We start from the raw sequence: 21,437 nt of genomic DNA, 5'->3' as shown, positions 1-21,437 counted from the left end.
CGATTCATTATATGAAGCCAACGTTAAAGCGCACTATTTACTTTCCCAAAAGTGGGTGCATTGGTTATTCATTACCACAATAATCTGCGCTACTTCACAATCCACAGTCTAAATATAACCTAAAAATCTAAGAGAGTAGTTCTTTCAATGTCAGTGGATGTTTAGTTAATTCCAAATTTTGGGCGGCGGTGAATCCATGTTTATCTTGGTAGCACAGATTGTGCCAAGCACGAAAAATATCCAGCATTGGTTGTAGGCCGCCAGGGCGAAGTTTACGCCTCGGTTCGTTGATAAAGCTTTCGAACAACAGTTGGAAGCGTTTTTGATAGAACTCTGTTTGCTTAATCGATGCTTTATCGAGCCAAGCTTCGGGTGTTGGATTGTCTCCTGCCAAATAGCAAACACCTTTGGCAGCCTGTGCCTGATTGGCAATAGCCCAGCGATCTCGCCACCATCCCATGTGAACAATGTCCGTTTTATTCACGGAATGTCCATTTTGCCATTGCGGATCTTCCTCAACGTACATCAAGTCAACATTCTTACGCTTGATTCGCGGCAAACAGACGCTCAATGCGGCAGAACGTAAAACCGGATCTTGAGGCAGATAGATAGAAACTCGCTTATCTTCAAGGCACAAATCCAGCACGTGGAGGAAGTGAGCATAAGAGGTGTAAGGAGGGCGAATCAAGGCGCCTTTAGAAGGGTAATGAAAAGTGGTGAGGTTACCCATGGGGTCTTCAACATTACCGCGGGCTAAAATTGTTTGGTATTTCTGATCAATACGCTCACGTAATAGCGGAGATGCGTCAGGAGTGGGTAGATTTGCTTCGGATGAATGTTCACGAGAAACAAAACGCGCGGGCGAGTGATAGGGGTTGTGATCAAGCTCGCCTGCAGGCTCTTCATTGGCGGAATAGTTTACGTGCTGACAGAGTATATAGCCTGTTTTGGCTTCACCTGTTGCAAACCACAATACGCCGTTGTCGCTATGGGGCTGGAGCGGGATGTAATTGCAAGCCAGTTCATATTGGTTTGCATGATTCACCCAACGCGCATCAATCATGGCCAGTTTTCGCCGACAGCGACTGGCAATGTGCTCGACATGATCATAAAACGTTTTTGGGTTGATGGATAATTTACGGCAAATCTCTCGCACCGAATAACTCATGAAGAGTAGGCCGAGTAAGGTTTCTTGAAAAACGAGTTTTTTGTTGGCTCCTGACCACTTATCAACAAAGGTACTCTGACAAGCTTTGCAACGGTATCGCTGGCGATCGCCGCTGTAGCCAAAAGCGTGATAGAGGTGTTTGTGCGTATGAACAGATAAACCGAAATTTTGGCAATCATCACTGCGACAAGCGGGCAACCCGTCGCTGTGAAGCTGCCTTAAACGGTGTAATTCGTTTAACACTTCTCGGTTGTTAAGTAAGGGGGGGAAAGCTCCACATTCACGACAAACCATCGTTGGACGCTTCGGGTTTACGCGCTGCAGAACGTACCGTTCGGCTTCACTCAGTCCAAAGTTGTCACACGCCAATGTTTTACAAAAGTTGAGTTGTAAACCATCTGCGTCCTTGGGTAGTTGGTCGTTGGACACAATCGCCCCCTCGGGGTAATTTAAGGCTGCCAATTTGGGTGAGCAGCTGAGGTTTAAAAATTAGATACTAATCGCTGTTTCAAGCGCGACTTTCATCATGTCGTTAAAAGAGGTTTGGCGATCTTCAGAGCTTAATTTCTCACCGCGAATGATGTGGTCTGACACCGTAAGAATCGTCAATGCTTTTGCGCCTAGATCCGCTGCAACGCCATAAATACCGGCCGCTTCCATATCCACACCTAAGATGCCAAGCTTATTCATTTTTTCGAATAAATCACCTTCAGGTGTGTAGAACAGATCAGCGGAAAACACGTTGCCTACTTTCACGGGCACGTTTTGTGCGCGTGCTTGATTGACGGCCGTTTCAAGCAATCCGTAATCCGCAATCGCGGCAAAATCGTGGTTGTTAAAACGGATGCGGTTAACTTTGGAATCGGTTGAAGCACCCATACCAATAACGATATCCATTAGATTGACATCGTCACGAACTGCGCCACAGCTACCAATACGGATGATATTTTTTACACCGTATTCTGAAATCAACTCGTGAACATAAATCGAGCATGATGGAATGCCCATACCGTGGCCCATAACGGATACTTTTTTACCTTTATAAGTACCGGTATAACCGAACATACTGCGAACATCACAAACCTGTTTAGCATCATCTAAAAAAGTTTCAGCAATGTATTTTGCACGTAATGGATCGCCTGGCATTAGAACGGTTTCAGCGAAATCACCAACTTGCGCATTAATGTGTGGGGTTGCCATCGTTGTTACTCCAAAGTTTTCGAGTCAGCGATTTATCCGCAATAAGTGGATTAAATTACTAATTCTGTTGAATCTGATGTGTTTTGTTGAGGCAATACTAGCTAGACCTGACAATGTCCCTTGAGAGATTTGTCACAGAATGGAGGTTAATACCCTTTTTGTGGCTCATTGATAACTAAAAGTGTTGAAAGTGGTAAGGCAATCGATTTGGGTAAACGTTTACCTTTTATGTGTACATAAATATATTTTGTATAAGGTGGTTGGAGTGTGCTATACATTATACAACAAATATTTTTGTATATGAGGCGGCGATGAGTAATCCAGAAATTCGTATCGGGATCAGTGCATGTGTGCTGGGAGAGCAAGTCCGTTTTGATTCTGGCCACAAAGCGAGTGACTTTGTGACCAAAGAGTTAACGAATTATTTCTCTTTCATACCCGTTTGCCCAGAGGTTGCGATTGGCTTAACCGTGCCAAGGCCTACCATTCGCCTGATCTCTCACGAAGAGCGTTTAGCGCTGGTTGAAACTAAAGATGAAACCAAAGATTACACGCAAGCCATGTTCGATTTCTCAGAACGAAAAGTTGATGAGCTCGAATTGATGAAATTGTGTGGTTATATCGTTTGTGCGAAATCCCCGACATGTGGCATGGAAAGAGTCAAAGTCTATAAGCATCAACGAGCAGACAAAGAGGGTGTTGGGCTTTATACCGCCACTTTGATGCGTAAAATGCCGTGGTTGCCTGTAGAGGAAGATGGCCGTTTGCATGATCCTGTGCTTCGCGAAAACTTCATTACGCGTGTCTACTGTTTACATGACTTTTATCAATCGATAGGTGACAACCCGACACCGGGCAAAGTGGTGGCCTTTCATTCACGTTACAAATTGACGTTAATGGCGCATCACCCGCAAGCGTATCGAGAACTCGGCCGTTTGGTGGCTGAAGTCAAGCAGCATCCGCCACAGTATTTTATTGAGCACTATCGCCAAGGGCTAATGGATGCGCTTAAACACAGAGCGAGCCGTAAAAATAACACCAATGTTTTGATGCACATTCAGGGTTATTTCAAACGAGCCTTAAACAAAGAGCAGAAAGTGGAGTTAGCGCAATTGATTGATGACTATCGAACTGGCGAGCTTCCTTTACTTGCGCCTATTACGTTGCTCAAACATTACATAAAAATGTATCCCGATGCTTATCTGCAGCAACAGCACTATTTATCGCCTTATCCACAAACGCTAAGGTTACGTTATGGACTATGAGAACCCACTGACTGAAAACATGATGACTGAAAAATTATACGCTATTCGAGACGTTGCCGAGATGACTGGAGTAAAGCCCGTTACCTTGCGTGCATGGCAGCGCCGCTATCACCTCGTTCAGCCACAGCGCACGGAAAAAGGGCATCGCCTTTATTCACAAGAGGATATTGCGACGATTCGCACTATTCAAGGCTGGCTGGCGAAAGGGGTTTCGATTGGCAAAGTGAGTGCATTGCTCAGTGGCAGTGAAAGCATCATTGATACTTTGGCAAATCATGGTTCAGAGCTTTTAGAGCAAGAACAATTGCTGCAAGCTTTAGTGGATCTCAATAAAGGCAAAGCGGAATCAACCATTGCTACGGTATTGAAAGAGTATCCGTTAGAGATTGTTGAGCAGCAGTTTGTCTTTCCTGTCATCGACACGTTAGAGCGGGTTAAAGGACCGCTGCGCAGTTTGCAAAAAGGGCTTTTTCAGGCACTGATGATAAGCAAGTTGAGCTCGATCATTGAAGCGGAAAACAAAGCGGCAACTAAAGGAAAATGTCTTTGCGTTAATCTTGATCCAACATCGAGCATACTGGCTTGGTTATGGTTCGTGGGAAAGGTGGAAGCTGGGTATAACCTCACTATCTTAGATGGTGTCGAAGATCTTACCGCTCTTGTTGATCATGATGCTTTAGCAAACTACCAACAGGTTGCGCTGTTTGCCAATCGAGCGTTAACCGAGCAGCAAGTTCAAGCGTTACGGAAATTGCGTATCTCACTGGGAGATAAGCTTTCGTTGTCAGATGTGGTTGCTCGTCTGCACCATTCGTTAGATTAATCAGTAAGGATGTACAGTGAAATTACTCTGGCTGCGCCGAGATTTACGATCCGTTGATAATACGGCATTACATGCCGCCATTGATGGCGAAGAACCTGTTGTTGCCGTATTCATTGCAACGCCAGCACAGTGGCAAAAACACCATCTTGCTCCGATGCAGGCGGATCTTATTTATCGGCGTTTATTTGAGCTGCAACGTGAACTGCAAGCACTCAATATTGCTCTGCTGTATGAGGAAGTTGATGATTACGCTGATGCTGCGCAGCAGATTGCCACTATTGCTAAGCAGCTTAATGCCAGCGCTGTGTTGGTTAATCGCGAGTATGAAATCAATGAGTTGCAGCGTGATGAGATGGCGAGCCAGTTTTGCCTAGAGCGCCAGATCGAGTGGCGAGCATACGACGATAAGTGCATTATTGCCCCCGGTTTGGTCAAAAACAAGCAAGGTGATTATTTCAAAGTCTTTACGCCTTTTAAACGAGCGTGGTTATCACAAGCGGCTATTCCTCAAATTTTACCAACGCCTATTTCTGCACATTATAAACCCATAAAGGATCTTGAGCCGTTGCTGTGGAGCGAACACCGCTCGTTCAGCTATCCACGCATCAGCAGTGATCATTGGGTGGTCGAGTTCGATGCAATTCGCGCTAAATTACGCCAGTTTTGCCGTGATAAGGTACAGAATTACCACCAGCAGCGTGATTTTCCCGCGTTGGATTCGACCAGCGCACTGTCACCTTATCTCGCAATAGGGGCGCTTTCTGCGCGTCAATGTATGGCGCGTCTATACGCTGAATCGCAACATATTGGGTTGTCTGAAGGGGCGCAAACTTGGCTGAGCGAAATTATTTGGCGTGAATTCTATCTGCATCTGATCGGGTTTCGTCCTGATCTCTGTAAGGGAAAAGATTTTGCACCTTGGGGGAAACATGTATCTTGGTGGGAGAACTCAACGGCCTTTGAACGTTGGCAGCAGGGTCAAACCGGGTTCCCTATTGTCGATGCGGCGATGCGCCAACTCAATAAAACTGGGTGGATGCATAACCGATTAAGGATGGTTGTGGCCAGTTTTCTAACCAAAGATCTGCATATCGATTGGCGACTTGGTGAACAATATTTTATGCAAACATTAGTGGATGGCGATTATGCATCCAACAATGGCGGTTGGCAGTGGTGCGCTTCAACTGGGTGTGATGGGCAACCTTATTTTCGAATTTTTAACCCTACCAGCCAAGGGGAACGTTTTGATCCGAAAGGTGATTTTATTCGTCAGTGGGTACCTGAATTGGCTTCGTTGCCAGATAAGTACATCCACACGCCTTGGAAATTCCCTGCCGTCAATTCCTTGTCATATCCCGCGCCAATGGTTGATCATAAAGTAGAAAGAGAGATAACCTTACAGATCTATAAAGACGCCAAGGATACCTGATCACCATGCTACGCAAGCTACTCTCTTTGTGTTGTTGCTGGGGTGCGCTCAGTGTGAACGCGTTTGCCGCGACTTATGATTTTCCTGCCGAAGGCAGTAGCATGGTTGGCCGAACTCAATATCACGTGATTGAGCAGGGCGAAACCTTAGCGCAAATTGCAAAACAGTACGATGTTGGGTTTTTATCTTTGATGGCGGCTAACAAAGGAATTGACCCATTTTTGCCGCAGCAAGAGTTTGTGCTAACCATTCCGTCACAAATTATTTTACCGCACGTGGCTTACGAAGGCATCGTCATCAACTTAGCTGAACTGCGGCTCTATTACTTTGAGCCTGAAAAACGCAAAGTGCATATTTTCCCCGTCGGTATTGGCCGTATTGGTCGTGACACGCCCGAAATGGAAACCACTATCAGCCAAAAACGGCCGAACCCAACTTGGACACCTCCTCAATCGATCCGCACTGAATATAAAGCGAAAGGTATTGAACTGCCTGCGGTGGTGCCTGCTGGGCCAGATAACCCGCTTGGCGAATACGCGCTTCGTCTCGCTTATGGTGCGGGTGATTATTTGATCCACGGTACCAACAAAGATTTTGGTATTGGTATGAGAGTCAGCTCAGGTTGTATTCGTATGGATCCCAAGGATATTGAATGGCTGTTTAAGCAGGTCCAGCGTGGCGAGAAAGTGAAAGTAATTGATGAGCCGATAAAATTAGCCTTAGAGCCAGATCGAAGCGTATTTCTTGAAGCTCATGAACCTTTAACGCGCAGTAACGGCAGTAAAAAAGAGTTGCAGGTACCGCAAGAACTTCGCTGGTGGTTGGATGAATTTAACAAATCAGATGCGAAAGCGAGAGCGGTGATCTTGGCGCAAAATGGTGTGCCTGTCGAAGTTGTGGCTGCAGATTTTTCAACCTCATTGGAGTAATTAAAGAAGTTGATGAGTTCATTAATGGTGAACCATGTAATAGCAGCAATAAAAAAGGCTTGAATTAACAAGCCTTTTAAGCAATTTCAGCTATGGAATATAACGAAATTATTTCGTGTATGACTGAGCAATATTATCGATACGCTCGTTTGCACGAGCCGCTTCTTCTTGCGCAGCGGCAGCGGCATCAGCCGCTTGGCTTACTTTAGACGAAAGTGTCGATTGCTCGCTCTTAAGTGCAGAAATTTGATCACTGAGTTGGCTAACTTGGTTGCTTAGCTGATCCATTTTCGTCATTGCTGCGTCATCAGGGCCTGATGCGCAACCAGCAAGTAGAAGTACAGAAGAGGCTGCAGCTGCAATTAACATCTTATTCATTATTGAACTCCTTGTTTGTAAGATTATTATCAATGACGCCCTATTATACTTTTCCTACTTGAAGCTACAGCGGTGCTGTTTACCTGCAACGTCAAGTTGTTTGGGTATACACTTGTTTGGAAATCATCATATAGTGACGAACTCAATTGTAGACACTATTCTAGCGTTCACCCAGTAGCCGAACGTCAAAATAATCCAAGAATTTCAATTTATGCTCATTTACTCCGCTATGTCTCATCGTTAAGAGACGTATTTTCTATCTTCTTATGCTTTGAAAAAGTGTGCGTGCTGATTATTTTTATGTGATCTCTATCTATCTAAGCGCCTTTCGGGCTATCATATTGCGTTTTCATTTTGACCTCTTGCCCTATTTATTGTGGCAACTTTACAAATTTTTGGAGAATCCTTTGCAGTTTAAAGATTTAGGCTTAGACAATCGCTTATTGAAGACCCTCAAACACTATGACTTCAAACAAGCGACAGAGATCCAACAACAAGCGGTTCCCGTGGCGATTGCAGGTAAAGATTTGTTGGCATCCTCTAAGACTGGTTCGGGTAAAACATTAGCGTTTGTTTTGCCAATGCTGCATAAGTCTCTAAAAACTAAAGCGTTATCAGCAAAAGACCCTAGAGCTCTGATTCTTGCTCCGACACGTGAGTTGGCCAAACAAGTGTACGGTGAGCTGCGTACTATGCTCAGTGGGTTGAGCTACGAAGCAACGCTGATTGTGGGCGGTGAAAACTTTAACGACCAAGTAAAAGCACTGCGCCGTTTCCCCCGTTTTATTGTAGCGACTCCCGGTCGTTTAGCGGATCACTTAGAGCACCGCTCGTTGCGTCTTGATGGTTTAGATACGCTGATCCTTGATGAAGCTGACCGCATGCTGGACCTAGGTTTTGCTCCGGAACTACGCCGTATTCATCATGCAGCGAACCACCGTCGTCGCCAAACACTGATGTTTTCCGCAACGCTTGATCACGGCCAAGTGAATGACTTTGGTACCGAGTTGCTTAAAGATCCAAAACGCATTTCGATTGGTGTTGTCAACGAAGAGCATAAAGACATCACCCAAAAATTCTACCTCTGCGATCATCTCGATCACAAAGAAGCCTTACTCGAACGCGTGCTGCAAGAAGCCGAATATCGACAAGTGATCATTTTTACCGCGACCCGTTCTGATACTGAGCGTTTAACGCTTAAACTCAACGAGCAGAAACTGAAAGCCGTTGCGTTGAGTGGTAATTTAAATCAAAACCAGCGCAACACCATCATGAGCCAGTTTGAGCGCGCTGTATTTAAAATTTTGGTCACGACGGATGTGGCTTCACGCGGCCTTGATATCGCGAACGTGACGCACGTGATTAACTTTGATATGCCCAAACATACGGAAGAGTATGTGCACCGTGTTGGTCGTACAGGCCGTGCGGGTAATAAAGGTGATGCAATCTCGCTGGTTGGCCCAAAAGATTGGGACAGCTTCAAGCGCGTGGAAGCCTTTTTGCAGCAAGATATCGAGTTCTCTCAATTTGATGATCTGAAAGGTAAATTTACCGGACTAAAACCACGTGTTCCGGCCTTTAAGAAAAACGCAGCCGCTAAGACTAAAAGTACTAAGCCCAAGGCGAACACCGCCAATAAGAAGCCCGTTAAACGCGATAAAACCTTTTATCAGAATGTGGCAGTGGGTGATGCGGTATTTGTGCCGAAAAAGAGAGTTGCACCTAAAGTTGACGATGAGTAACAGCGAGCGTCTTGTCTGCGTGACCTTTCGGTCAATCGAATCTGCTGACGGACTCAATGCCAGTATTTGCTGAGACAACCTCACCCTAATTATAAAAACACCGCCAAATAGGCGGTGTTTTTATATACACGCAAACGTTCACCCTTATAAATCCCATAATTTATTTATTTTATATAAAAATGATAATTGATCTCATTATCGTTTAGTGGCAAGCTGCGCCTCATTATAATAATTGGCTATGTTTTCACTGATCATAATGAAATTACTCAATATCATTACTTTTGTTGTTGGTTTGTCTTGTTTTCATTCATCTTATGGTGAGTCACTGCAGTGGCTGGAAGATGGCTCGCGTAGCCAGCCTAAGGTTCGAGCACACCTTGAAGATCACAATAAAAAAACACAACAGTGGCTCAATCAAGCCGCACCACTTTCTAATGCACTAGTCAAAACATGGTCAGAGAATAAGAGCGTAAAAGCACCGACACCTTGGCTCATCCAGTACCAAAATTACTATCATGATCAAGTAATTAAGGGTGAACGTTTTGTTGTTAAAAAGACCGCAGAAGACAGCCCAATTGAGCGCTTGGTCAATATCAGTGTAAGACAGCAGCAATCAGATTATTACCAGTTAGCCAATTGGGCGGTGGCAAAAGGGGACCGCTTTATTGCATTAAGCGAAGATTTGACTGGGGAAGAGCACTACACGCTGACGCTGCTGGATCGTGTATCGAAGCTGGAAATCGTGCTTAGCCAATCTGCAACGACCCAAGCTATTTGGTCTGAAAATGGCCAATACCTCTATTTTTTGGCGGCAGAAGAAAGCCGTTCTTCTCGCTTATTACAGCGCTATGATGTGCTGAGCAAGCAGACAAAAACCCTATGGGAGTGGGCTGATCCGCAGTGGATCGTGTCTCTCTATTTGGCGGCGGATCCGCATTTTGCCCTCGTGCAAGTCAACAACGAAAACAGCAGTGAACAACGTATTTTAGAGACTAACAGCTCTCACTTAAGCCTTCCGCTTCGTGCCGCACAGCCGGGTATTGAATACTACGCAGACGTTGCTAATGGTTGGCTCTACATCAATAGTAACCTCAACGGCAAGTTTGCACTCTACCGTCGATTACTGAGCATGAATGAAAACCCTTGGCAGCTTTTTTATGCGCCAGATGATCATTCCACGCTGGATAATTTTTATTTATATCAAGCTGGCGTTGTGGTTAAAACCAACCAAGCACAGCATTCTCAACTGGCCATTATGGATCAGCATGGAAAGTTGAGAGCATCACAGCCTTTGGAAACAGAAAGTGAGGTCGCTTGGGTCTCTCGTAACGGTGATTGGCAAAGCAATAAACTGCGCGTGCGTTCAATGTCGATGGTTTCTGCAGGAGTTTGGCGTGAGTTTGATGTGGCAAGCTTACAATGGAAGCGACTGGGTCAAGACCACTATCCTGCTTATTTACCGGAACAGTATGAGTCACAACAGATTGTGGTGGATGTTGATGGCGTGGCTATTCCTGTCACTTTGGCGTACCGAAAAGACACCTTGAGCGCACAGTCCAGCGTCTTTCTTTATGGCTACGGCGCGTATGGCGTCACTATGCGTCCGTACTTTATGCCACAAGTGATCAGTTTATTGGATCAAGGCGTAATTTATGCGATTGCTCATGTGCGCGGTGGTGGTTATCACGGTGAATCATGGCACCGCGCTGGGTCTGGCATTCTGAAAAAAATAGGCATCTCAGATTTCCTGAACGTCGCCTCTTCATTGCAGCATTTTAATAACGGCCAACGCGCTATTTATGCGATTGGCGGCAGCGCTGGTGGAACCTTAGTTGCGGCCGCGGTTAATCAAAACCCAGCACTTTTTGCTGGAGTGGTGCTGCAAGTGCCTTTTGTGGATGTGCTTAGAAGCATGTCCACAGAAGACTCCTCTTCACTCTCGGTGCAGCAGCGAGAAGAGTGGGGAGATCCTAGCCAGCCATTGCAACGCTCAGCAATTGAAGCTTATGACCCACTACTCAATATTCAAGCCAAACCTTATCCGCCAACCCTCGTCCGTGTCGGGTGGTTTGATAACCGTGTCCCTTATTGGGAAGGCGCGAAATACATAGAAAAAATGTCGCTGATGAGCACGGGTAGCGGGCCTTACTTGTTATGGACGGACTTCAATAGCGGGCACAGTAGCGATTCACGTAAGGCACTACAGCAACAGGCCGTGGAATACGCCTTTCTTCTTACCATAGATAAAAACAAAAAAGCGGAGCAGTAAATGAAGCTTTCTCCAATCACCGCAGCGGTGCTTAGCGTGCTTGCGGTAGGGTCAGTGCATGCCGAATTCAGCCTAACCAAGCTTGAAGAAGTGGTGGTGAGTGCCAATAAAGTAGAACAGCCGCTGTCAAAAGTCGCAGGCTCAATATCAGCGATTGACGGTGAAACCATTGAAAAACAAGGCGCGACAGAACTGTATGATGTATTGAGTCATGAACCCGGAATCAGTGTTACGGGTGGCGCTGGTCGGCCACAAAACATCACGATTCGAGGGATGACGGGCAACCGCATTGCGATCATTCAAGATGGCGTCGCCGCATCGGACGGCTATGGTGCCAATGACATTAACGATAAGGTAGGCCGCAATACTTTCGCCTTAGACAACATAAAAAGCATTGAGGTTGTGAAAGGGGCAGGGTCTACCATTCATGGTTCGGGCGCGATCGGCGGCGTTGTGGTTGTCACCACAAAATCGCCGGCGGATTATTTGCAAGGACGTGATTTCTATATTGATGCCTCTGGCTCCTACACAGGGATCAGCAATCAATATAAGAGCAGTAGCACGCTAGCGGTGCGCAATGGAAATGGTGAAAGCTTGGTGACCATTTCATATTGGCAAGGTGAAGAGACACGCAACTTTAACCAAGATCTCTATAACCGAGATATTGAAGGATTCAGTGCATCGTTAGCTCACGATCACATGGTCAATGATTCGCTGTTACTCAGTGCAAAATTTAACGCCTATAAAGATGAAAACATCCGCAAAGAAGGCATTGCTTCCATTCAACGCGATGACAAATGGGAAAGCAAAGAATTTTTTGAACAGGAACAGCACCAAACCTTATCGGCATCATTGGGGGTGCAATTAGATACCCTTTCTTTCTGGGCAGACCATGTGGACGCCAAGCTTTACTGGCGTGATAGTCAAAGTGATACTCAAACCAATCGCTTATTGACCAAAGAACATGCCTTTTTCGACACCCTTGAATTTCGTCGTGAGAGACGCGATGAAAGTTTTTCTGATCAGTTGATAGGGCTATCGGTTGATTTAGAAAAAGCAGCACGAGTCCACAACATCGAACACCAATTTATTTACGGTGCAGTGCTTAATACCAATCGTTATGAACGCCCTCGTCACGTGGATACCAAGGATTCCAATGGGGAAACCTACGAAAATATTATTCCGTTTGCACCAGCGAAGGCCTATGGTTTTGGCGTCTATTTGCAAGATAGATTCAGCCTCAACCAGTGGACATTTAGCGCTGGTTTACGTTTTGATTTGAATAACCTTACTCCTCAGTCAGAGCAACCTATTGCTGGTTTTGCTGTTAGTGAAATTCAAACCAGTGAATGGTCACCGAGCGCATCCGTGGCTTACCAGTGGACGCCATCATTCAACAGTTACCTCAGTTACAACCACGGCTACCGCGCTCCGACCTATGACAAAGCCTACGGTGCGGCAGACCACAGCTTTGTTCCACTGACGCCGTTTTTTATCGCGCCGAACATGAATTTACAGGCTGAAACCAGTGATAGTTTTGAGTTGGGTTCAAAATACGATAATGGCCAATCTCAAGCTTATGTCGCGGTTTTTTACTCTCTCTTTGACAATTTCATGGACACTAAAGACGTGGGATTTGATAGCGATAGAGGCGCTTGGATCAAGCAGTACCAAAATATTAATGGCGTCGAAACGTATGGCGTGGAGTTCACCTTCGCTCATCAACTGAATCAACAATGGTCAACCACGTTCAAAGCGGGTTATGTGGATGGCAAAGATGATCAAGATGAATACGTTCGTACCATCACGCCGTGGGAAGGAAATGGACAACTAAATTACCAGCAGCAAGATTGGGATGCCTACGCACGTTGGAACTGGGCGAGTTCGATGGACCGAGCACCAGCATGCTCTGATGATATAGGCCGTAAAGCGCAATGCGCGCAAACGTCGGCATGGTCTACGGTCGATCTTGGCGTGAGTTATCAAGTGATGCGTGACCTTGATGTGAGTCTCAACATCATGAACCTATTCGACCGTGAATACGTTCGTTATCAAGACGTCGCGGGTGTAAGTCAAAGTCAAACGCTCTATTCCACTGAGCCCGGGCGTTACTTTACCGCTACGGCTAAATACGTGTTTTAGGAGCTAGAGATGAAAAAAATTATCGTTCTGAGCACCTTGCTATGCTTGAGCCATTCCGCCTTTGCGGGGGAGTGGGACTATCCACTGGCGAAAACGACCATTGCAACGAAAGAGTCCGCTGAGCTGTATTTGAGCTCGCTTTATCCTGATGTTGGGACACTGAAGTTTCGTTATCAAACCGAGAGTTTACTGGGAAATCATTACAACTTTGATGTATGGCAGAACGGCCAATACCAACCGCAAAAAGCGTTAGTGCTCTCGACCGATCAGTCTGGCGTAGTGACGCGCGTGTTCAAAAGTTTGCACAATACAGTCGAGCGAGATGGCGTTGCATTGGTAGCGGCAGAGCTCGAATCGCCCCGCCGATTGGTGGCGAATGAACCGCCTGCGCTCTCATCGGGAGATGTGCAGAGCATCAATGTGCAACTTTTTGATCCCGATTTAAGAACCATGGATCAACTGCCTGCGCCAGATTCGGCGTGGAATGACCTTGCTGATTACCCAAACCAGCCGCACTACCAAAGTGCGAATGTCGAGATGTTGCAAAGTGCAGGTAAATATTACTTAGCCAATGAACGAGTACGACAAGTTGATGCCACCGCCATACAGCAACAAGATGATGCCAAGCAGTGGGTTGATAGCGGTGTTGGCTTACTTAGCGCTGAAAACGTGGCGCAATGGAACTCAGATGCTGAAATTCTCTCCATGGAGATGCTTGATGATCGCTTTGTACAGCTGATGGCTTTTTACCATCTTGATCAATCGATTGATTATACCAAACAGCTCGGCTTTTCCCTGTTTAGTGAGCCCGTGAGGTTTGATGCGAGAGGTTTATCTAGCAACAACTCTTCTTATTATGTTGGCCCGAAAGCGGTGTTGTTTGGTGTTGGGGGCTCGCCCGATGCATTAGATGCCGACGTGGTTACCCATGAACTTGGGCATGGAATTCATTATCAAATCGTTCCCGATTGGGCTTATGGGCATTCGGGCGCGATTGGGGAAGGCTTTGGTGACTATTGGGCGGGTTCGCACAGTTTTCGCCGCCAGTATACACAAGGAAAAGCATTCGAAATTGACACCGTGTTTAATTGGGATGGCTATTTTGGTACTCGTATTTCAACGCGCAGTTTGTGGAATCAACGGGCCAAATATTTTGCATCCGCAGAGTATCGAGCGCATGAAAGTGTAGCAGGTGAGTTGGGTGATGAATTGTGGTCTACCCCTTTATTTCAAGCGCTGAAACAGGCCGTGAATGAGTACGGTCAAGAAGCGTTTGCTGAATTTGACCGTATTGTTCTTGAATCAATGTACGGCTTAGGTCGTGGTCTAAAAATGCATGATTTGAGTGAAAGCATGCTGTATACCGCCAAACAGCTGTACCCGCATCGCGCTTATGATGCGATGCTATTACAGCAATTTAAGCAACATAACTTAGTCCAAGAACCCTTCAAATTCCTGTTGGAACGTCGATTTGTGATGCCAACGGATCCGCTGAACGTGCACATTCAGGCCACGAATCGCCAAGCAAGTTTACAAACGGTAGCCACTTTGCAAGGTGAAACCGTTACTTTCGCTAGCGAAAAATTCCAGCAGCAGCAATGGAGCATCGCGCTGCCAACCACCTACACCTGCGGAGTCAAACAGACTCTACTGTTTGAATCGAGTTATCAATATCAACCGTACCTTGCGATGCAATCTGACAAGCAAACTTTATCGTTTATCGTGGGTAAGCCACAGCTTGCAACGCCGCCAGTAGCGATACATTCAGTATTGAAAGACGCCAGTATTGACAGTACAGACACGGTTACGTCCGGATTTAAGAGCTATGGATTGACGCTCGATGTTGGCAATGTATTGATTGATGAAGATTTTGTGGTTCGCCTGCAGTTATCCCACCCAGAACTACAAGAGCTGCGCGTTACCTTAATTTCACCCGCAGGGACACGCGTCGAATTACTCAACCAAGCACCATCGGCCATAAATGGTTTTGATGACTATTGGGTGTTGGCACATGATGCCATATTGGGCTCTTTACAAGGCGAAGCCCTAAGCGGCTACTGGCGTTTGGAAGTGGTTGACTACAACCCGGGAAATTCCGGCACCTTGATTGAATGGGGGGTAGGCCGCCTAGCGGGCTATCAATGCCCTCAACCTGTGACCAACGCACTTTCACCTGAAACAGGTGGCGGTTCGACTTCACTGCTCTTATTACTTCCTCTCGCGGCATTCGCTATAAGACGACGTAATTTGTTGGCTATTTTTTCACTTAAACTGAAGAACACATAACTATGCACTTAAGACTTTCAACACTTTCGCTGGCACTTTTACTGGCTGGTTGTGGTGGCGGTGGAAGTGGAGATGTAGCCAATACATCTTTACCCAGCCATAAAATTAGCGGGCAAATTCAAGCGCAAAACGTCGCACTTGATGCCACTGTCTGCATTGATTCTAACCAAAACTTTGCCTGTGATGTGGGCGAAATCAGCACGCAAGCCGATAGCCAAGGGCGCTACACCCTCACGAGTGACAGCACTCAAATCTACCGTTTTCCTATTGTGGCTGACGTTTCTACTGGCATTAGTGTCATGACGAGAAGTCGCCAAACCAGCCAATCATCGATCCTGATTGCGCCGGCGCTGGGCAAAAGCAGTGGCAACATCCTCAACGGTGTGAGTTCTATTTTTGCCGGCATTATGCTGGATGGAAATACGGAGAAAGAAGCGAATCGCTTGCTGGCCGAGCAGCTTTTGCAATTAGGCGTTGAAGTGAATGGCGATATTTCACAAAACTTTAGCCACACAGCATTGGCAATATTGGATGCCAATGCTGTCGTGTTGCTCCAAAAAGCGAAAGCAAGTGAACGAATTGATTTGCTGGCAACGCTTGGGCAAACCATGGCAAAAAATACACCACTGATTGCCTCTGAGATCGTTTCTGGCGAAAAGATGACCGAATATGCTAATACATTGATGGCGCAAGTATCGGAAGAGCGACCTCTGCAAGACACGGGCATTATTCAGTTCTATTCCGATCAAGGTGCACAAGCGCGGGCTGATGCTGATTATCCCGGTCAAGATGCTGAATATGGCCTAGATATTACCGCCAAAAATGGCGTGACGGGTAAGAGCTTTGCGTTCATCAAATTAGATGCGGCTGGCAATGAACTTGAGGCAGAAGCGAGCGATTGGTCATGCGTTAAAGATGTTTACAGTGGACTTATTTGGGAAGTGAAGTCAGAAGATGCCGCGTCTTTGAACTATAAAGAACGGTTGTTTGCATTAGAAATTGCCGACAAGTTTATCCCTTTTGCAAAAGATGTGACGGCTGCTTCCTGTCAGGTGGCAGGTGATACTATTTGCACTACGCAAGATTACATCAATCGTATCAATCAAGATAAATTGTGTGGGTTACAAACGTGGCGTTTACCGACCAACAGCGAGCAATACATGATGCTCGATTTAGGCGAATTGGGTGACGATGCGGTTGGTTTCAACCGGGACTATTTCCCGCATCAGCCGCAGAACACCGAATTTTTTGATGGGCATACGTGGACTTCTGGCATTGCTTATCTCAATACCTCTCAATTTCAAAGCGATGGTTCGATGCAATATCTTTACACGGCGCTGTCTGGTGCAACCAAAGGGGAACGTAGCCCAATTGAACTCTACTCCAGCAGTACGGCGGCGGACAATGACCCGTCTTATGTCTCGCCGATTCGAGTTGTTGCAACCAAGGAGAACAACCAATGAAATCTCATTTAATCGCGGCTTCTTGCTTGATCTTTTCTGCTGTCGGCGTCGCCCAAGAGTGTTCTCCTGATATGACGAAAAGCGCACCCAACACGCGCTATGTCTACAGCGAGCAGGGGACGATCAAAGATAAGCTCACTGGCTTAACGTGGATGCGTTGCCAAGTTGGTAAAACATGGAACGCCGCCACGGAGCAGTGTGATGGCGAAGCGACCGGGTTTCGTTGGCAAAGTGCTTTGCAAGAAGTGGCGGCAATCAACCATCCTCAAAGCCGACACGCATTGCACCAATTTGCCAGCCAAGCCGAATGGCGATTGCCGAATATTAAAGAGTTAGTGTCATTGACTGAAATGGCGTGTTTTGGCCCAGCGATGAATAGCAGAGCATTTGCCCAAGGCTTTAAGTATGAGACAGGCAATATCTTGTCGTATTTATGGAGCCAATCACCCCATCTAGCGAGTGGTCAGGTGTGGTCTTTTGATTCCGTCAATGGCGAAATTTACCACTACGCACCGAATTTTGAATTTGGTGTTTTGCTGGTGGCTGAAGAATAAGTGTTATGAAATGACGCCACTTACGCTGTCAGGGAAACGATCAGTCATGTCATGTTGACATGACGATCGGTGTTTTGTTTCACTTCAGCAGCACCTAAGATTTGATCCATAGTTGTTGAGATAGGGCAGATGGAGAATTCAAACAGCTTCCAAATAAGGAAGCTGTTTGAATAAGTAAACAGCCTGTTTACTCGGTTAGTTCAAGAAAATAGCCAGTTGTGATAGCGCTCCAGCGCGAAGCACACCATCGGCCGTACCTTGTGGTGCGAGAAAGGTTGTGTGTGTACCACTGTCCATTTTTACGAAGACTTTAGACGTATTAGTGATTACATCAGAGGGTACTGCGTTGGCTAATCCCAATAGTGTTGCTAGGGGTTCGGTGCCTGCACGTGTATTTGTGACATTGTTAGGTACACTCTCGTCTCCCGCCACTTGCAATACATAAGTTGGGATTGTCGCGGTTCCACCACTGATTAGGTAACTTGCGTTTGTGTATGGATCCATAGTATCGAGCAAGGTTTGAGTCGCGTAGGTAAATTGATCCAACTGACTTTGCAGTGCCGCTTTGTCTGAGGCAGAGGCTGTGTTTTCAAACGTGGTGTAGCAAACTTTCTCTGTTAACCCTGGACAGTATTGGTCGGCGAATGCTTTGTATTTGGGGCTCGCACTTAAGGCGAGATTATGTTTAATGAGTGGGCCATAGTTTGCTGAACCCATTAACAAGTTACCGATTTGACCACCTGAGTTTGCAATGGCCATTCCAGAGAATTTATACAGCGCATCACCACTAGCATCACCGATAGTGCGGTTCGCGTTCGCGACAGCGCTTAAGCCGACGATTCCTCCTAATGAGTGGCCTAGGAATTTTGGTGGTGTCGTCGCGGTATTGTTTGCGTTTGCTAATTGAGAACCAACAAACAACCCTGCACTTTGTGAGTAAGTAATGGCCGCACGCAGCCCCATGATATCTAAGATACTCTGACGCGTGTTGTCACGAGCGACGGCCAAGTTGTTCAAATTGAGGTACGCTAGAATATCGGCATTAGCTGAGCGCTGCGCATCTAAACTGCGAGCACCATGCAGTGGCTGATCAATGGCAATCACGGCGATACCAGCATTGGCTAAATGTGCTGCTGTGAAGTACGCATCTTCTTTAACAGAAGTTATACCGTGTTGGTAAATCACGATCGGCCAGTTTGTTCCCGCGTTAGGAGTAAACAGTAAGAAATCAACGTCTTCTAACGATTTCACCTTAGGTACAGGGCTATAGCGTGTAATGATGCGCTGAGGATCGAGTGGGCTGCCATCAGACTTTGTGAGGGTCAATCCCACTAGCTTAAGCTGTTCATTTGGGCTGGTTGCTAGTTGAGTCACGTCGATATTGTTAGCAATGAGCTGATTGGCGATGGTGGCTTTTTCATTGTCATCTGCCAAAGCATTTTTAATCAAGGCCAAACTTGGCATTGCTGATTCAAACGGCTGTGAGTTCCAGTTGCTTCCTTTCTCTAAATAATAAGGGAGCTTAACCGTTCCAGTCGTGACATTAACGTGATAACTGCTGGTTGTGTATTCATTTTCAATAAACGCTTTAGCGGTTGTTTTTTCTGCGCCAATGTAAGTTTGAAAATTTGCATCGTTATTAAGTGCGCTTACAAAATCGGTTGTAGCACCAAAGCTCATGGTGTAAGCGGCGCTCAAATTAAGGTTTTTTGGGTTCGCACCTTGCTTCCAAATGTTGCCAATATCTGTCGTTGCAAGGCCTGCGGCGGTGGCGCCTTTCACACTGTAAAGTGTTTGACCAACAGATTGAGTACTAAACCAAGTTGAATAAATAATCTTGGTTTGATCCACCCCTGCCAAAGCGAAAATGCTTTCCACGCCTCGGGTCACTTTTTGTAATGCTCCTAGCTTATCATCGGTATAGATTTTCACTTTGGACTTCAACGCGGCGTAGCTGCTGGATGTGCCTGCAATATTGCCATTTACATCGGTAATCTCATCTGTCACGGCTAAAATATATTCACTGGCAGGGTTGAGCGCTTTGTTTGGTACGATTGCAATTTTATCGCTGCTGGCACTGGCGATGGCAGTAAAGTTGGTGTTCAATGTCAGCACATTTTTAACCGTTGGGCTGCCAATCATACTGTCGGTCAGCTCAATTAAATAAATACCGTTAGAGATAAGACCGTCAGCCAATCCTACGCCTTCAAAGTCTAAAAACAGTGGCATTGATGTTGACCAACCATCCATGGTACCCATAGCGGCGACTGGATTGGTTAAGGCGTCATCACCCTTGGTTGGAATTTCTAACGTGCCGTCTTTGGCATTCATGAGTGCAAAAGAGGGCAGTGGTACGTTTGCGTTTGCGCCACTGAGCGTAAATTTTATGCTGGTGTCGCGTTTTAACGCGTCTTGAATGTAGGCTTCGTAAGTGGGTGTTGTGCTTGCTCCCGAACTGCTCGTTTCATCACCACAACCGACTAACCATAACGCAGAGCAGAGCAGCGATATTTTGAATGTTGTTTTAAGCATGACTTATCCCTGAGTTTAGTTGAATGTGTAGTTAAGTTGAATAGCGCTAAGGTAAGCAGTCCCTTGCGATTCAAACGTCAATGTTTCATTGAGTTTGTTGGTTTCGGTAAACGTGCCGCTTTTACTTTTCACCAGTGCAAAACCCGCATCAATGGATAGCGAGTCGCTGATTACGTAGCTCACGCCCGCTGAATACCAATAACGGTCGCTATCTGGAATACTCAATGTGGCTTCGCCAGCTTGTTCATCAAAAGCAAAACCGGCGCGTAATGTCCAAGTCGAGTTTAATTGATAAGTTGAACCCAATGACCAACGGCCACTGTCTTCATACTTTTCAGACTTATAAAAACACTCTCCGTTGGTACATTGTGATGACGTTGCCTTTAACTCTTTGAATGAACTCCAGTCGGTACGTTGGTACCCGTAATGCAACGCCACGCTATCAGTGAGTTGGTGAAATGCGGAAACTTCCCACATCGCAGGTAGCGTGATTTTTAAACGTCCTTCAACAACAGCGTTTGTTGCAACACCTGAGCTATAGCTTGAAAACTCACCATCATCAAAATCCAGATCAACAGCAGAGCGGTAAGCAAAACCGACACGGTGGTTTTGGTTGAACTCATATAAGCTACCTATGTTCCAGCCCAAAGCTATGGTTTCGCCAGTCATTCCGACTAGGTTGTCAGAGGCAGAGCCGCCAGTAAATACGGCTAAAGCACCTTTATGTCGTGTCAGTTTTGCTTCGGCATAGACGAGGTTAATACCCGCAGCGAGACTAAGCTGTTCGTTAACACGGTAGGCAATATTCGGGTTTAAATTGACAGAAAGAAGAGAAGTATCGCCTGCAAGATCGCCTGCATAAATATCATTAGGGTAGTCTGTAGCTACGCCGTAAGTAGTGAATATTCCCATCCCCCAAGCCCATTTTTCATTGATTGGACTGACGTAGTAAGCCGCGGGAACGACTTGCAGTGGCGCAACATCGTTCATTTTCTGTTGGTTTTTCACATCATATACATCAACCTCTGGGTCAACGATGGACAGTGCACCAGAAAACTGCGTCGTATCAAACCGTGTCATGGCTGCGGGGTTGTGTGCAATCACACTCGCGTTATCGGCCACTGCTCCTTCACCAGAGAAAGCACGTCCTAGCCCTGAGGCTGAATGCTCTGCCACTTGGAAGCCTGCAGAGTGAACATTAAACGCTGTCAATATTGATAGCGCGAGTAGCGTGCGGGGTTTGATGATCATTCTCGA

15 protein-coding genes are annotated in these 21,437 nt (G+C 46.2%); 10 read left to right on the top strand and 5 right to left on the bottom strand.

The features are described from left to right. Positions 1-127 precede the first annotated feature (127 nt). Both DD616_RS03030 and deoD read right to left on the bottom strand, forming a co-directional pair. Positions 128-1,597 carry a lactate dehydrogenase gene (locus DD616_RS03030; protein ID WP_026028170.1) on the bottom strand — a complete coding sequence of 490 codons (1,470 nt, stop codon included), beginning with the start codon at positions 1,595-1,597 and terminating at the stop codon, positions 128-130. A 60-nt stretch (positions 1,598-1,657) separates the two neighbouring features. After that, positions 1,658-2,368: a purine-nucleoside phosphorylase gene (gene deoD, locus DD616_RS03025; protein WP_013868368.1), complete on the bottom strand. Its 711-nt coding sequence runs from the start codon at positions 2,366-2,368 to the stop codon at positions 1,658-1,660. Positions 2,369-2,679: 311 nt separating this feature from the next. On the opposite strand from deoD, the gene DD616_RS03020 reads away from it, so the two are divergent. From DD616_RS03020 to DD616_RS03005, 4 genes are read left to right on the top strand one after another with little or no spacing between them, the layout of a single operon-like run. Further along, on the top strand, positions 2,680-3,633 hold the full coding sequence (locus DD616_RS03020) for a YbgA family protein (RefSeq protein ID WP_026027151.1): 954 nt from the start codon (positions 2,680-2,682) through the stop codon (positions 3,631-3,633). Continuing rightward, positions 3,623-4,456 (top strand): MerR family transcriptional regulator, encoded by an 834-nt coding sequence (locus DD616_RS03015; protein WP_013868370.1) that lies wholly within the window; start codon positions 3,623-3,625, stop codon positions 4,454-4,456. The genes DD616_RS03020 and DD616_RS03015 overlap by 11 nt, the downstream gene beginning before the upstream one ends. Before the next feature lie 16 nt (positions 4,457-4,472). Further along, positions 4,473-5,885 (top strand): deoxyribodipyrimidine photo-lyase, encoded by a 1,413-nt coding sequence (gene phrB, locus DD616_RS03010; RefSeq protein ID WP_208871436.1) that lies wholly within the window; start codon positions 4,473-4,475, stop codon positions 5,883-5,885. A gap of 5 nt (positions 5,886-5,890) precedes the next feature. Next, a complete protein-coding gene (locus DD616_RS03005; RefSeq protein WP_017049254.1) occupies positions 5,891-6,814 on the top strand; it encodes a L,D-transpeptidase family protein in 924 nt (307 codons plus the stop codon). Between the two features lie 108 nt (positions 6,815-6,922). On the opposite strand, the gene DD616_RS03000 is transcribed toward DD616_RS03005, so the two are convergent. Then, on the bottom strand, positions 6,923-7,192 hold the full coding sequence (locus DD616_RS03000) for an Lpp/OprI family alanine-zipper lipoprotein (protein WP_026027153.1): 270 nt from the start codon (positions 7,190-7,192) through the stop codon (positions 6,923-6,925). Between the two features lie 395 nt (positions 7,193-7,587). Here DD616_RS03000 and DD616_RS02995 point away from each other — a divergent pair, with 395 nt between their 5' ends. The 6 genes from DD616_RS02995 to DD616_RS02970 all read left to right on the top strand — a co-directional run bounded on the left by DD616_RS02995 (position 7,588) and on the right by DD616_RS02970 (position 17,648). Continuing rightward, positions 7,588-8,934, top strand: coding sequence for a DEAD/DEAH box helicase (locus DD616_RS02995; RefSeq protein WP_026028423.1), 1,347 nt, complete (start codon positions 7,588-7,590; stop codon positions 8,932-8,934). Positions 8,935-9,190: 256 nt separating this feature from the next. Beyond that, entirely contained in the window at positions 9,191-11,203 is a 2,013-nt protein-coding gene (locus tag DD616_RS02990) for a prolyl oligopeptidase family serine peptidase (protein ID WP_208871435.1), read from the top strand. Next, positions 11,204-13,345 (top strand): TonB-dependent hemoglobin/transferrin/lactoferrin family receptor, encoded by a 2,142-nt coding sequence (locus DD616_RS02985; RefSeq protein ID WP_208871434.1) that lies wholly within the window; start codon positions 11,204-11,206, stop codon positions 13,343-13,345. Between the two features lie 9 nt (positions 13,346-13,354). After that, positions 13,355-15,631 (top strand): proprotein convertase P-domain-containing protein, encoded by a 2,277-nt coding sequence (locus DD616_RS02980; RefSeq protein WP_208871433.1) that lies wholly within the window; start codon positions 13,355-13,357, stop codon positions 15,629-15,631. 2 nt (positions 15,632-15,633) lie between these two features. After that, complete coding sequence (locus DD616_RS02975) at positions 15,634-17,094, top strand: Lcl domain-containing protein (protein WP_094123391.1); 1,461 nt, start codon at positions 15,634-15,636, stop codon at positions 17,092-17,094. Next, positions 17,091-17,648, top strand: a complete 558-nt coding sequence (locus tag DD616_RS02970; RefSeq protein ID WP_017042172.1) for an Lcl C-terminal domain-containing protein — start codon at positions 17,091-17,093, stop codon at positions 17,646-17,648. Before DD616_RS02975 ends, DD616_RS02970 begins: the two co-directional genes overlap by 4 nt. 195 nt (positions 17,649-17,843) lie before the next feature. Here DD616_RS02970 and DD616_RS02965 read toward each other — a convergent pair whose 3' ends face one another. Both DD616_RS02965 and DD616_RS02960 read right to left on the bottom strand, forming a co-directional pair. Beyond that, on the bottom strand, positions 17,844-20,180 hold the full coding sequence (locus DD616_RS02965; protein ID WP_208871432.1) for a VolA/Pla-1 family phospholipase: 2,337 nt from the start codon (positions 20,178-20,180) through the stop codon (positions 17,844-17,846). A 15-nt stretch (positions 20,181-20,195) separates the two neighbouring features. Then, positions 20,196-21,431 carry an outer membrane protein transport protein gene (locus DD616_RS02960; protein ID WP_019282643.1) on the bottom strand — a complete coding sequence of 412 codons (1,236 nt, stop codon included), beginning with the start codon at positions 21,429-21,431 and terminating at the stop codon, positions 20,196-20,198. Positions 21,432-21,437: the final 6 nt, after the last annotated feature.

The sequence above is a fragment of the Vibrio anguillarum genome, assembly GCF_003390515.1.
Taxonomy (GTDB): Bacteria; Pseudomonadota; Gammaproteobacteria; order Enterobacterales; family Vibrionaceae; genus Vibrio; species Vibrio anguillarum.
The sequence above is the reverse complement of the archived record's forward strand: the minus strand, read 5'-3'. Positions and strand labels throughout refer to the sequence as shown.